The organism is Mesorhizobium sp. M0276, assembly GCF_040321755.1.
Taxonomy (GTDB): domain Bacteria; phylum Pseudomonadota; class Alphaproteobacteria; order Rhizobiales; family Rhizobiaceae; genus Mesorhizobium.
Genome location: NZ_JAMYSC010000105.1, coordinates 1 through 12,025, shown reverse-complemented (window position 1 = coordinate 12,025; position 12,025 = coordinate 1). Strand labels below are relative to the sequence as shown.

Sequence of the window (12,025 nt, the reverse complement as noted above, 5' to 3'; positions counted from 1 at the left end):
GGTCAATCCGAACCGACCAAGAGACCGATCCTGCCTCAATCAGATGGCCTTCATATATGAATAACTTTCCCCGGACAGTCCTGCTATCTTGGGAGAAAATTTGCGTGGAATTGCAGTTTGTCGGCGGTTGGCGTATCGACATCAAATGCAGATGCCTGCCGTCATCCGAGCAACGAGCATAGCCGGCTACAAGCCACAGATGGACGGACTGCGGGCTGTTGCCTGCCTCGTCGTTGTTCTGCTGCACATGTGCTACTTTTGCGGTTTTAGCGGACCAACATTTCAGGGAGTCCCGAAGATCGGCGTCTGGCTGTTCTTCGTGTTGAGCGCGTTCCTGCTTACGCTTCAGCTTCTAAACGGCACATCTTTGCGAGACTACGCGATCGGGAGAGCCCTTCGCATTCTACCGCCGTTCGTCCTGGCGGTAGCCTTCTACCGAGTTGTCGGGACACTCGGTGTCGATGACTGGAACATGGTGCTCGATGTTCTGACATTCCGCGTTTCAGCGGGCCATCTCTGGACTATACCCCCCGAACTGACGTTTTATCTCGTGTTGCCTGTGCTTTTGATTGGCTCACTTGCCGTACTCGACAGAGCAGGAATCAGGGCGACGATATGTGCAATCATCATGACCCTAGCGCTCTTGGCCTGGGCATTCCCGCCTGCGGATACCCCGGAAAATTCGATGTGGTTCGGCTGGTATGCCATCACGTTCATGGCCGGGATCGCCGCTGCGCTTGCCGTGAAGAAACTGCCTATCCCTGATGTGAGAGTCTCCAGACGGATTGGCGTCGGTTCGCTTGCTGTGCTTCTTATCTACGCCACCGTGGCCAAGGTGACAGGCCCACCGGATGCGCTGGTCAATAAGCACTTCGTTTTCGGTCCTTTGTTGGCCCTGATCACCTACTCCGTGTTTCTGTCGCCCCCCAGATTTTTGTGCAGCCGGTTGATGGTCTCAATCGGTCAAGTGGCATACTCCACCTATCTGCTGCATTGGGCGGTCGGAATGGGAGTCTCATCAGTCCTTTCGCCTTGGGTTGCCCTGCCGATTGGGGTCATCGCGTCCGTGACGGCAGGATGGATCGGATACCAGATGGTCGAGCGCCCGACCTACGCCCTTCGCCATCGCCTGTTTCACAAGAAATCCCCCCAACTCGCTGCTACTGGATAACCGGCAGTTCGCTGAGGAAGACTTCGACCGATGGCTGTTCGCGCTCGCCAACGGCTACCCTCGGAAATTGGTGGACGCAACACTCGCACCACGTAGCTGTCGCGGTGATTTCCCCCTATGACGCCGCTGCTCTTGCGATTATGACGCTTGGCTACGAAAAGCCGAAGAATGGGAGTGTTGTGACCGCTATGCCGATCTCTGTGTCGTTTGTTGTCCCGGTTTATTCCGGCCAGAAATATCTTCGGAAGCTTGTGGCGGAAATTGAGTTGCTAGCAACTCAGTGGACTGTCTCCAATGCTCCGTTTGAGGTCAAGGAGATCTGCCTTGTCGATGACAATGCGATCGACGGATCCGGAGAGCTTATCGAAACTCTTGCTGCCGAGAATTCGCTGGTGCGTGCTTTTCACCTATCTCGAAATTTCGGCCAACACCCAGCAACAATGGCAGGTATCATTCGATCGACTGGGGATTGGGTTGTCACCCTCGATGAAGACCTCCAGCACCCACCACGTTCGGTAACCGACCTTTTCCGGAAGGTTGCGGAAAGCGGAAGCGATATCGTTTATGCGAACCCGGAAAGTGCCGTTCACCAGAGCCTGATAAGGGACTTTGGGTCGAGGATCTACAAAGCCTTCGTAGAAAGAGCTAGCGGCAATCCGAACATCCGAATTTTCAACAGTTTTCGATTGTTGCGAGGGGAGATAGCCAGAGCTGCCGCTGCCGCATGCGGCCACGATACCTATTTCGATATGGCACTTTCGTGGTTCACACAGCGCGTCGATCTTGTTTCGATGCGGCTAAAGGACGAGCGGTTCATTCAAGGTAAGGTCAGCGGGTACCGGTTCAGCAAATTGGTTTCCCATGCCAGGCGCATGATCATGTCAGCAGGAGCAAAACCCTTGCGCCTCGCCGGCTTTCTCGGTGTTGTGTTCAGCGCTGCCGCACTCCTTGGCGGCGCGGCCTTGGTGTTGGTTCACTTCATCCTCCCATTTGCGGTGGAGGCGAGAGGATGGACATCCCTCATTCTGGCCATCGTTCTCTTCGGCGGGTTGACTATGATGCTTATCGCTGTCGTCCTGGAATTTCTCTCGGTACTGGTACTTAGGGCGCATGGAAAGCCGCTTTTCTTTGTCATCGATCGATCATCAGACGAGGCAATAAAACGCTATTTCTCGAACGTGGGAAATGCCAAAGCGTCTAGCGCTTCTCGGATTGTTGGCGCGGTACAGCAAACACCCAAAGCTGAAATAGGAGGAAGTTCAGCAACGGAATCAAAAGGCTGATGATTGCGAACGTCATCCATCCCGCGAAATACCCGGATCTCGCCATGTTCGTTACAACAAAAATGATCGTGACGTTTGTGGTTAGCACGATGCAGAACCTTACCCATTCGGCGCCGAGCCGGCCTTTTGAGAGGAAGGTCAGTTTGCGATGGCCAATGAACGAGACCGGCACAAGTGTGCCATAGGCAGCGTACGCCGCGATCGTTTCACCGAGCCCAAAATTTACAAGGATATTGGCCAACACAAAAAAAGCTGCCGTGTTGAACGCCCCCACCGCGGCGAAAGTTGAGATTCGCCTGACGGCGTCTGCGTAGTTCCTCCTGTAGTCATCGAAGTCTCTGCCGGACATTCCCAACCCCTTTTTTGTTCATGTTCCTGCCAGGAAGATGTCTGAGCGCAATCGGCAACGGTATCTATCCGACGGTGACGGCGCGTTCAAGTCGCTAGACGAAAAGCCCCCCAGTGCCTTTCGGTGCTTCCGTCTATCGTCTACAAGGCAGATGGAGCCCGTGTCGGGCTATGCGATCACACCACGAGATGGAACACGAAATGCACCATAGTGTCGCCAATAAGGTCATGTATGGCTTCACAATTACGCTGACGGCCTTGTCAATAATCTCGTTTCTACTCCTGACCCCTCTGGGACATTGGCAGGCCGACGAATTTCACTTCGGCTACGTCTACAGAACTGACGGTGTGAATGCGTTGCTGTTCGTGCTTAAGGCATGGGCGCCGCGGCCGTTTTCCGAGGCAATCTCCTACCTCTACCACTACATGGTGGAGGCAACCGGGCGCAGGCACATCGGCGCGCTTCTGTTCGTAAACTGGGCAGCGATGATAGCTGCATCGCTGACTCCAATCCTTTTTCTAAGGGCCTCTGAAAGAAAGATCCCCCTGTTGCTCGCTTCGACAGTCGTGCTCTTGAGCGTGGTCGGTCGGAATAATTCTGAGGTCTTCTATTGGGTTCAAGCTGCGCTGCCAAACATGCCAACTCTCGCTGCCGTTTTCTTTGTTGCGTCGGCATTCTTGTTCGCAGAAAGTTCCATTTCAAGAAAATCCGCATTGGCCTCCTTGGTGCTCGTAATTGGCGCTCTTTCTTCCGAGATTGGGGCGATATTTGCCTGGATAATGAGCTTCTTCATAATTTCTTACTGGGCCTTATATAGAAGGCGTTTCATTCCGATATCCGGCTCGGTGGCAGCCATATTCGTTCCTGCATTGATCGTTTCGGGATTGGTTTTTTTCTACCTGATGAATGGAAGGTTGAGCCTATCTGCTGAGGCATCAGCCGGATCCGCAACGGCAAGGATTTTCTCCAGCTCGCTGCTAGCAACAATCAAACAGATCGTTGTTGATGCCCTGTTTTACGGGAATAATGTTGTTGGAATCTACGGTCAGGAATCGCTCAAAAGTAACGAAATTTACATTGGAATTTTGCCAAAGTTGGCGCTCTTTACTTGCTCTTTCCTTTATTTTAGGACTGTTCGTGCCGCCGCTGGCGATCGGGTGTTGTCCGCCGTTTTGTTTCTGTCATCAGCCGGGACCGCATTTTTTGTATTGTTTATGACCTTCTATCAGTTCGGCGGTCAATGCTGCGGTCGGCACGTCACAATGGAGCAGGCGTTATTGTGGGTTGCGATCGTTGCTGCCGGGAGATTCGTCGCGACATTTTTCAGTCTGAGCCCGGTCACCAGAACCAACCGTCAGGCAATATGTATTGCTGCATTGGTCTCGGTTGTGCCGTCGATATTGCTGACGGCTCGGCCGCTAGCCATCAACTACTCACGATTTTCCGAGATCAGGTTGAAGAACGATTACATATGGGATCACCGGCTCGACGCCAGTTCCACAGTCGTTCTGAAAAAGTACCAACCGGGCGAAATCACTGGTGGGGGTGAGCTTTATTTCCAGGAGGGTCTATACGAGAAAGGAAATACAAAGCTGCCGTCAGCATGGGCTGCTGACTTCTACATGCAATACTTTGGGAAAGACAAATTGATGGTGGATGGGAGATGACGTTCGCTTTCCCGCCACGTTGGCCGGTCGTCAGATCAGGGCGTTCGTGGCCTTGCATAAAATTCCCGCTGCCAGGATAGCGTCTTATCAATCCCGTCGAAAAACGATGTCGCCGGCCTCCACCCCAGTTCCTTTTCGGCGCGCTCGATGGACAGGACGTTGGATGGTACATCGAATGGTCTCGATGGCTCGCGTTTGATCTTGGCAGTCTTGCCCAACGATGTTTCAATCGCATGGATGACGTCCAGGATCGATTGACCATTGCCACCTCCTCCGACATTGAAAATACGCTTAGAGCCATTGTAATTGATAAGCCGGGCGGCGAAATCAGCAACATCTTCGACATAAACATAGTCGCGGCGAGCGCTGCCATCCCCGTAAACAGTTACTTGCTGGTCGCTTTGAATCAGGCGCCCGGCAAACGCAACCAGGCCCTGATTGTGCGCCTCAATCTGCCATGGCCCGAATGGATTGGCCAGCCGCACAATGAAACAGTTCAGGCCGTATTTGCGTTCATACAATCGAACATAATGTTCGATCATTAGTTTTGAAATGCCATAGGCCCCAACTGGGTTGGCGGGACTATCTTCTGTAATCGGGATCTCGTCGACCGCTCCATAGACAGTCCCTCCCGAAGAGAAATAGATCAGTCGCTTTACCCCTGATCTGACGCAAGCATCCAACAGATCTATTGAGGGAATGACGCTGTCGAGAATATCGGCTGCAATGTCCATATCCGCAGTTGCTGGCCACGTGGCGTGGACAAGGTGGAAAACGGTGTCGTGATTGTGGAGAGCCGAATTCACCGCTCGCTTGTCTCTGAAATCTCCTTCGGACCAGGCGATTTCAGGTGGCATTGGTGAAACACCTTGTCGGCGACCAAATGCAGTCACTGCCAAGCCCTCAGCGCTAAGGCGCCGGCTTATATGTGAGCCGATGAAGCCGCCACCGCCGAACACCACACATTTTCTACCCATCCGCACTCGATCTCGCTCCTAAAATCGCCTGCTACTCCATCCGTCCGACAAAGTACACCGTATGTACTTTCATTTCTGACGAAGGGGCCCAAATAAAGAAAGCCCGCCCGGCGCGAGCCGAGACGGGCAAATTACAGGGTTGGGCGGAGGAGATCAGTTCAGCGCGAGCGCCTGTGCGACCTCGAGATACAGCAAAACACCGATCATCCCGGCCAATGCGAACACCAGGCCGGAGAGCACATCAAATCTCTTGGAGCTGGGAACTCTCAAATCTTCGGTCCCTTCCAGTGGTCCACGATTTGCGACATCGCCAGTAACAACCCGGCAACCGTCAAAATGATCCACATCGAAGTCGAACCAAGCCGGCGCATGCGGGTCCAGAGCTTTACAACCGCGAAACCAGCTTCAAAGTGGTCCCTGTCGAGATCGAGGAATTTATCCAGCCGGTCGCGCTGGTGCTGATCCAGCCGGCCGGCCCAGATCAAGGCGGCCCGCTGACTGCTATCCAGCCGATCGAGCCGCAAGATCGTTTCCGGGTCGAGGTCGCGCAGCCGATTCGGTATCTCATCTGACATATCCCCGCCCTTCATTTGTCTTTTCAACGCGCCAACGCCTTGATAGTCACGGCCCATAGCCGGCTCGCTTCGTCATAAGGAAGTAAACGGTGCGGGATATCGACGACGCCATCGCATTCCTTGGTCACGCTGGCGTCAACGTGCTTCGCCGACGGTTCAACGGCCAACGGCGTCGATGCCGATAGACACCCCTGCAGGGATGCCAGCATGGCAAGCAGGGCCAGTTTTGGGATCCGCTGGGCCAAGGTCTTCATCCTTCTGTTGCCGGATACTGTCTTCGAGATCGGCGATCCGCACCGCGTCAGAGGCTTGTTTGTCGACGTATTCCTGCGCCGCGGCGTCGATCTCTTTCTGCTGCGCTTCTGCCTTGGCGGCCTGGGCGATCTCGGCGCGGCGTTGCTTTTCCTGCCAGACCAGTCGTTCATTAAGCTGGCCGGCCGCGTATTCGCGATCGACGCGGCCGTCGACCAGATCGGCCAGCGCCGAGCCGGCGTAGGGGATGTAGCGCAGCGGCTCGATCGGCACGCCCTCGTAGATGAAGATGATGCCGCCGGCGACGACGAGCGGGAGGCCGACGCGGCTGGTGCAGAACGACCAGATCGGGCCAAGAACGGCCAACAGGGCAGCCGGGATCATTCGTCTATCTCCCGTGCGAAGCGAAGGCCGATCGCATTCCGCCGTTTGCCTTCCTTGGTGCTGTGCGTCTTGTTCGCCCAGGTCTGAGGCTGGATCTTGAAAGCGATCGGCAGGCCGGTTTGCGCCTTCAGCCATTCCGAGATGGCCACCGTGTGGATGAGCCATTTCGTGTCGAACTCGAACGTCGAATGGCTCGTCCCGGGAAACTCGCGCTTGAATGCTTCGTCCTCGAGGATGAGAACGACGTCGACATCGCGCCAGTCGGGGCGCTCTAGCGCGCTTCCGACCACGTAGCAGCCGAAACCGCCATAGGCGTCGTTGATATGCTTGCAGGCGAGGTCGAATTTGAACACCGCAGGCACGCCGATATAGCTTGCCTTCTTTCGCTTCGCGGGAGCGCTCACTTCGGGCTGCTCCTCCATCAGTCGAGCCCCGACACGCAGAGCTCGGCCTCGCCGATGCGGGTCGCATCACCCATCTCGCGGCGCTTGACCAGGCCGATGACCACGCGGCCGCCCGCCTTGTTGAAGGCGGCGCCGCGACGCAGCTATCGCGATACTGGCCCTTGATGCCAAACGAGGCAGCGCGCGAGTTGCAGGCCGCCGGGCTGCCGATGTTCCACGCGAGGCTGTCCATCATACCGCGCCACGCCAGAGCGGAACTCCTTCACCATGCGTCGCTGTAGGCGCTCCCGACACCCCTTCGGCGTCTCGACCATGCCGGGTTTCACGTTCTGCGTGTGGCAGCGCCACTTCAAGCCCGGACAAAACCGCTGCGATGAAGAGCAGGCGAACCGACCAGGCGTGCTTCAGCGCCCGCCAGTTGTCGACTAGACGCATGGCAGTTCCTTTCCTCCCTCCCTCGCTGGCAGGTTGTGGTTTGTTATGTTTTGCTATTGTCGGCCTCGGGAGGGCCAGAGGGATGAAGTAGGACGAACCCCGGGGGATTGGTTTTCGCTGCCCAAGCCGTGGCAGGAGCTACGTGCCGGCATGCGCGAAGAGGTCGCCGCGTCTGCCGGCGAGATCTACACCTATGACAAGGGGATGCTCAGAAAAGCGAACGGTCAGTGGGAGGTCGTTCACTGCGGCGACCACAACGATGCCGATTTTTTCCTCAACGCGCTGCGCAGGCCGCACTAGGCTTCCTTTCAGCCCTCGCGGGCAGGTCGCATATTTTAGGTATGGCAAGAGGGAAGGGGTTAGGCTACAGAAACAGGCGGCTTGGGGTCAGCCGGCCGGACCAATAAGTCCACGCCGCAGACCCGCTGACCGCGCTGCTGCCAGTGTTTCCGCCCCGCGCATAGACCTCGTACACATCGTCGCCATCGGTGAGGTCTTCAATCGTCACGGTCGCTGACTGGGGGTTCGTAAGATGGCTGCTGTTGAATATCCTGCTTTTATACTCGGCGCCGTTCTTGAAGATCGAGATCCCGCAGATTTCGTTGAGGGCGTTGATGGCAGAAAATGTGACCGTGGCCGAGATAACAACCATGCCCGAGCGCGGATTCCAGCTGCTGTTTGAAGTGCTGTAGTCCGCACCCTCCTGCTGCGTCAGCGTCCCCATCGTGACTTTTACCCAGCCGCCATTCGCGATCACCTGGTCGACGCTGTTCTTGTTGGCGGCAAACATCGGCGCCGCATCAATCCGGCCGCCGTTTTTCTCTATGCCGGCGACGTCGCCAGGGAGCACGAGGCGTGCGTTTGCGGCCTCGGCACAGATGACGCCATTCAAGTGCACCAGATAGGCACGACCGGTCACCGCACCAGCGTAATTGACGCCGACAACCATCAGGTCGCCTGAAGCTACACCTGCAAACTGACCGGTAAAATTTGGTGTGCCGGTGATCTGCACGGTCTGAGGCGCAATCCGAATGTGGCCATCTTCAGTTGCGTGGTAGTGATTGAGTGCGCCGCCAGTGATCTTATACGGGGTAGCCCCGCCGATATCGTTGATCAAGACACCGCCATCGGTGGCAATCATGTGGTCGCCGCCGCCCGTCACGGCGCCAAAGTTGAGGTAGCTCCAAGTGATGCAGGAACCGGCACCGGAGGCGTAAAGCGACCATGAACCGGCCCCGCCGCTGGAAATCTTCACGCCGCGTACGAAGAACTGCGCGCCATTGGTGGCATAGAAGCCTCCCGTTATCGTGACATCATCGTAATCAGCGGCCGCGGTGTTGCCCAAAATCGTCAAAGTGCCATTTCCGACAAGCGGCGCGAACAGCCGACCATCGCCGACGTGGGTTCCAGGACCCCCTTGAATGGTGACGTTGAACCCGCGCAGATCCAGCGTCTTGGCGACAACATCGATCGCATGCTGAAAGGTTAGAAAAGCACCGCCAGCGCTGTCGACCAGGCCGGCGTTGGCGTCGCTGCCGTCCGAGCGCACATAGTAAGTGCGGTCGGCTGCGAGCTCCTCTCGGCTGGTGGCGATATCCGCCGCTATGCTGTCTTCGACCCAAGTACCCCACGCCCTTTCCTCTGCCGGAATCGGCTTGTGGGGCCCCGATGCAGAGACGCAGTCGCATGGTGCGGCTGCTGTTCACCCTCTTCATCACCGGCACCGTCGCTATCGGCGTCGGGCTGATTTGTCTTGGGCTGCGCGCATGACCGCGTTTCGCATCCACTATGCAGATGGCAAGCGCCTCATTTGTCGATGCCGAGACGCCGAAGGAAGCCGCGACCAAAGCGGTGAAGGCCGGCCACATCGGCACCGTCCTCAAGATCAAAATCGCGAAGGACGTGAACCATGGCTGACAAATCCACCATCGAATGGACCGACGTGACGTGGAATCCCATCGTCGGCTGCTCCATCGTTTCGCCCGGCTGCACGCATTGCTATGCCATGGGCATGGCCGCGCGCATCGAGGCGATGTCGGCGGCGCTCACGGCAAAAGGCCAGACTGGGGCGGCGCACTACGCCGGCACCACGCGCAAGGTGAACGGCAACGCCGTCTGGACCGGCAAGCTGGCGTTGGCGCCCGAGCGCATCCTGCTGGAGCCGCTGACCTGTCGCCGGCCGCGCCGCATCTTCGTCAACTCCATGGGCGACCTCTTCCATGAAGACGTGCCCGACGCATGGATAGACAAGGTCTTCGCCATCATGGCGCTGGCCCCGCAGCACACGTTCCAGGTGCTGACCAAGCGAGCCAAGCGCATGCGGGAGTACATGACGAAGCCGCTAACCGGCCCTTGGGCTGGAAGGGCCACGATCGTCGGCGACGACGGCGTTGAGCGTCCCGACACCGATGCGCATTGGCGCGTTCGCAGCCTTATGACAGACATGCTCCGAATGGTGCCGGGTGAAGCGCTCAACAGGGCCTGCGCATTCAACGACAAACTGTATGACGGGGAAGTTGACGGGTTCATGCCGGCATGGCCACTGCCCAACGTCTGGCTTGGCGTCTCCGCCGAGCGCCAGCAGGAAGCAGGGCGATCAGGCAAAGCTCAACCAGATCGCGCAACTCCGCGCCAAAAGGTTTCGGCGCGGGCATCCGGCCGGCTGATCCGAAACAGGGAGCGTTGCTGTGACCATTCCCAAGCGCATCCAGCTTTCGCGCCGCAAGGGCTGGCGCATGCCGGAGAACACCGTGACCGTGGCGCGCCCCGGCCCGTGGGGCAATCCCTTCATCGTCGGCAAGCACGGCGACGCTGCCTACTGCGTCGACCTCTACAAGGCACTGCTCGCCGGCCTGCTGCGCGTCGGTTCCGACCTGGACATCGAGGCGCTGGAGCGAACACGCCGGTTCGTTGCCGAGAACGCAAGCGAGCTAACCGGCAAGAACCTCGCATGCTGGTGCAAGCCCGGCGCGCCCTGTCACGCCGACGTGCTGCTCAAGCTCGCCAACCGCGAGGCCAGGCCGTGAGCCGCCGGCCGGCGCTGCGTCCATCCGACCTGGTCAACGCCCTGGCCGCGATGAAGCAGGCCGGCGTGGAACCCTGCACGCTCGACGTGCTGCCCGACGGCACCCACCGCTGGCACTTTACGAAACCCGCCAATGCTGATGAAGATGACCTCGACAAGGAACTGGCGGAGTTCGACGCGAAGCATGGTCATGGTTGAGCTGAAGGGCCTTCACACCGTCAAGGCCAACGGCAAGGTCTACCATTACGCCTGGCGCGGCGGCCCGGCCGTCAAGGGCGAGCCGGGCACGCCGGCGTTCCAGGCCGCCTACAACGAAGCGATCGCCAGTCGCAACGCGCCCGATGGAACCAAGTTCGCCGGCAGCGTCATCCGCTACAAGGCGAGCGCCGACTACAAGAAGCTTGCGGATTCGACGCGCCGCAACTGGGGTCCGTGGCTCGACCGCATCTCCGATCATTTCGGCAATCTGTCAGTGCGCCAGTTCGACCGGCCGGAGAAAATCAGGCCGAGGATCCGGGCGTGGCGCGCGAAGTTCGAGCAGACCCCGCGCGCGGCGGACTATGGCATGCAGGTGCTTTCGCGCGTGCTGTCGTTCGAGGTCGACCGCGGCGCGCTCGCCTTGAACCCGTGCGAGGGCATCAAGCAGCTCTACAGCGGCTCGCGCTCGGAAATCATCTGGACCGATGCCGACCTTGCCCGCATCCGGCCGCACTGCTAGGTCGAGGTGCAGCATGCGATCGACCTTGCAGCGCACACCGGCTTGCGCGCCGGCGACGTGGTGACGCTGTCCTGGTCGCATGTCGGCGAGGATGCCATCGTCGTCACCACCGGCAAGAGCCGGCACCGTCGCGAGGCTATCATCCCGCTCTACGACGATCTCCGCGCCCTGCTGAAGCGCATCCCGTTCAAGTCGCCGGTCATCCTCACCTCGAGCAAGGGCCGGCCGTGGAACAAGGACGGGCTCGGCAGCTCTTTCAACCAGGCCAAGAAGGACGCGTGGCCGGAAGGCTGTGACCTTCACTTCCACGACCTGCGTGGCACAGCCGCGACGAAGTTCTACGTCAACGGACTGACGGAGCGCGAAATCGCCGAGATTATGTCGTGGGAAGAAGAGAACGTATCCCGCATCATCCGCCGTTATGTCGGCCGCGCAGCCGCCATCAAGGACAGGATCAGGCGGCTTAATGAGGCCAGAAAGAGAACATAGGCTGTAAAAACGCCTGTAAAAACGCTCATTTTCAGCGTTGTCAAAATCGGCCTCAAACCCTTGTGTCATATGCTGGAGCGGGTAGCGGGAATCGAACCCGCGCGTTCAGCTTGGGAAGCTGACAAGCTACCATTACATCATACCCGCGCGCGTTCTGGTTACCATGACGGCACAGGCTCGGGCAACCGCAAAGCCGCCCGAACCCAGGGCCAAATCATGAATCGTTAACCTGCAAGGACGGCTTGGCGGTAGGTCGGGTTCATGAGGGCTTTGAGGCGCTTACGCTTGAGCGAGGT

Annotated in this window: 14 protein-coding genes, 1 tRNA gene and 2 pseudogenes; 8 read left to right on the top strand and 9 right to left on the bottom strand. The window is 58.1% G+C overall.

Annotation, left to right across the window (positions count from 1 at the left end; translation table 11 throughout):
- The first annotated feature begins 145 nt into the window (after positions 1-145).
- On the top strand, positions 146-1,171 hold the full coding sequence (locus NKJ01_RS35175; protein WP_352735096.1) for an acyltransferase family protein: 1,026 nt from the start codon (positions 146-148) through the stop codon (positions 1,169-1,171).
- 104 nt (positions 1,172-1,275) lie between these two features.
- A complete protein-coding gene (locus NKJ01_RS35170; RefSeq protein WP_352735094.1) occupies positions 1,276-2,454 on the top strand; it encodes a glycosyltransferase in 1,179 nt (392 codons plus the stop codon).
- Here NKJ01_RS35170 and NKJ01_RS35165 read toward each other — a convergent pair.
- Positions 2,369-2,803: a GtrA family protein gene (locus NKJ01_RS35165; protein ID WP_352735092.1), complete on the bottom strand. Its 435-nt coding sequence runs from the start codon at positions 2,801-2,803 to the stop codon at positions 2,369-2,371. The genes NKJ01_RS35170 and NKJ01_RS35165 overlap by 86 nt on opposite strands.
- A gap of 200 nt (positions 2,804-3,003) precedes the next feature.
- Here NKJ01_RS35165 and NKJ01_RS35160 point away from each other — a divergent pair, with 200 nt between their 5' ends.
- The gene (locus tag NKJ01_RS35160) at positions 3,004-4,470 is read left to right on the top strand and encodes a hypothetical protein (RefSeq protein ID WP_352735090.1); all 1,467 of its coding nucleotides are present in this window, start codon (positions 3,004-3,006) and stop codon (positions 4,468-4,470) included.
- Between the two features lie 35 nt (positions 4,471-4,505).
- On the opposite strand, the gene NKJ01_RS35155 is transcribed toward NKJ01_RS35160, so the two are convergent.
- The 5 genes from NKJ01_RS35155 to NKJ01_RS35135 form a co-directional block, all read right to left on the bottom strand.
- A complete protein-coding gene (locus tag NKJ01_RS35155; protein WP_352735100.1) occupies positions 4,506-5,447 on the bottom strand; it encodes an NAD-dependent epimerase/dehydratase family protein in 942 nt (313 codons plus the stop codon).
- Between the two features lie 266 nt (positions 5,448-5,713).
- The gene (locus NKJ01_RS35150; RefSeq protein WP_352735088.1) at positions 5,714-6,079 is read right to left on the bottom strand and encodes a hypothetical protein; all 366 of its coding nucleotides are present in this window, start codon (positions 6,077-6,079) and stop codon (positions 5,714-5,716) included.
- Between the two features lie 99 nt (positions 6,080-6,178).
- Complete coding sequence (locus tag NKJ01_RS35145) at positions 6,179-6,658, bottom strand: hypothetical protein (RefSeq protein ID WP_352735086.1); 480 nt, start codon at positions 6,656-6,658, stop codon at positions 6,179-6,181.
- Entirely contained in the window at positions 6,655-7,062 is a 408-nt protein-coding gene (locus NKJ01_RS35140) for a hypothetical protein (protein WP_352735084.1), read from the bottom strand. The genes NKJ01_RS35145 and NKJ01_RS35140 overlap by 4 nt, the downstream gene beginning before the upstream one ends.
- A 231-nt stretch (positions 7,063-7,293) precedes the next feature.
- Complete coding sequence (locus NKJ01_RS35135) at positions 7,294-7,497, bottom strand: DUF7940 domain-containing protein (RefSeq protein WP_352735082.1); 204 nt, start codon at positions 7,495-7,497, stop codon at positions 7,294-7,296.
- Between the two features lie 150 nt (positions 7,498-7,647).
- Between NKJ01_RS35135 and NKJ01_RS35130 the strand changes: the two genes are divergently transcribed.
- Positions 7,648-7,797, top strand: a complete 150-nt coding sequence (locus NKJ01_RS35130; RefSeq protein ID WP_352735080.1) for a hypothetical protein — start codon at positions 7,648-7,650, stop codon at positions 7,795-7,797.
- A 64-nt stretch (positions 7,798-7,861) separates the two neighbouring features.
- Here NKJ01_RS35130 and NKJ01_RS35125 read toward each other — a convergent pair whose 3' ends face one another.
- Positions 7,862-9,046 carry a hypothetical protein gene (locus NKJ01_RS35125; protein ID WP_352735078.1) on the bottom strand — a complete coding sequence of 395 codons (1,185 nt, stop codon included), beginning with the start codon at positions 9,044-9,046 and terminating at the stop codon, positions 7,862-7,864.
- Positions 9,047-9,303: 257 nt separating this feature from the next.
- Complete coding sequence (locus tag NKJ01_RS35120; protein ID WP_352735104.1) at positions 9,304-9,471, bottom strand: hypothetical protein; 168 nt, start codon at positions 9,469-9,471, stop codon at positions 9,304-9,306.
- Here NKJ01_RS35120 and NKJ01_RS35115 point away from each other — a divergent pair.
- From NKJ01_RS35115 to NKJ01_RS35100, 4 genes and pseudogenes are all read left to right on the top strand, one after another.
- Positions 9,407-10,030, top strand: a pseudogene (locus NKJ01_RS35115) (DUF5131 family protein); the annotation flags it as partial. The gene NKJ01_RS35120 and the pseudogene NKJ01_RS35115 overlap by 65 nt on opposite strands.
- A gap of 154 nt (positions 10,031-10,184) precedes the next feature.
- A complete protein-coding gene (locus NKJ01_RS35110) occupies positions 10,185-10,523 on the top strand; it encodes a DUF4326 domain-containing protein (protein ID WP_352735098.1) in 339 nt (112 codons plus the stop codon).
- A complete protein-coding gene (locus NKJ01_RS35105; RefSeq protein ID WP_352735102.1) occupies positions 10,520-10,720 on the top strand; it encodes a hypothetical protein in 201 nt (66 codons plus the stop codon). Before NKJ01_RS35110 ends, NKJ01_RS35105 begins: the two co-directional genes overlap by 4 nt.
- A pseudogene (locus NKJ01_RS35100) lies at positions 10,707-11,729 on the top strand (tyrosine-type recombinase/integrase). Before NKJ01_RS35105 ends, NKJ01_RS35100 begins: the two are co-directional and overlap by 14 nt.
- 73 nt (positions 11,730-11,802) lie before the next feature.
- On the opposite strand, the gene NKJ01_RS35095 reads toward NKJ01_RS35100, so the two are convergent.
- A tRNA-Gly gene (locus NKJ01_RS35095) sits at positions 11,803-11,876 on the bottom strand.
- Positions 11,877-12,025 lie beyond the last annotated feature (149 nt).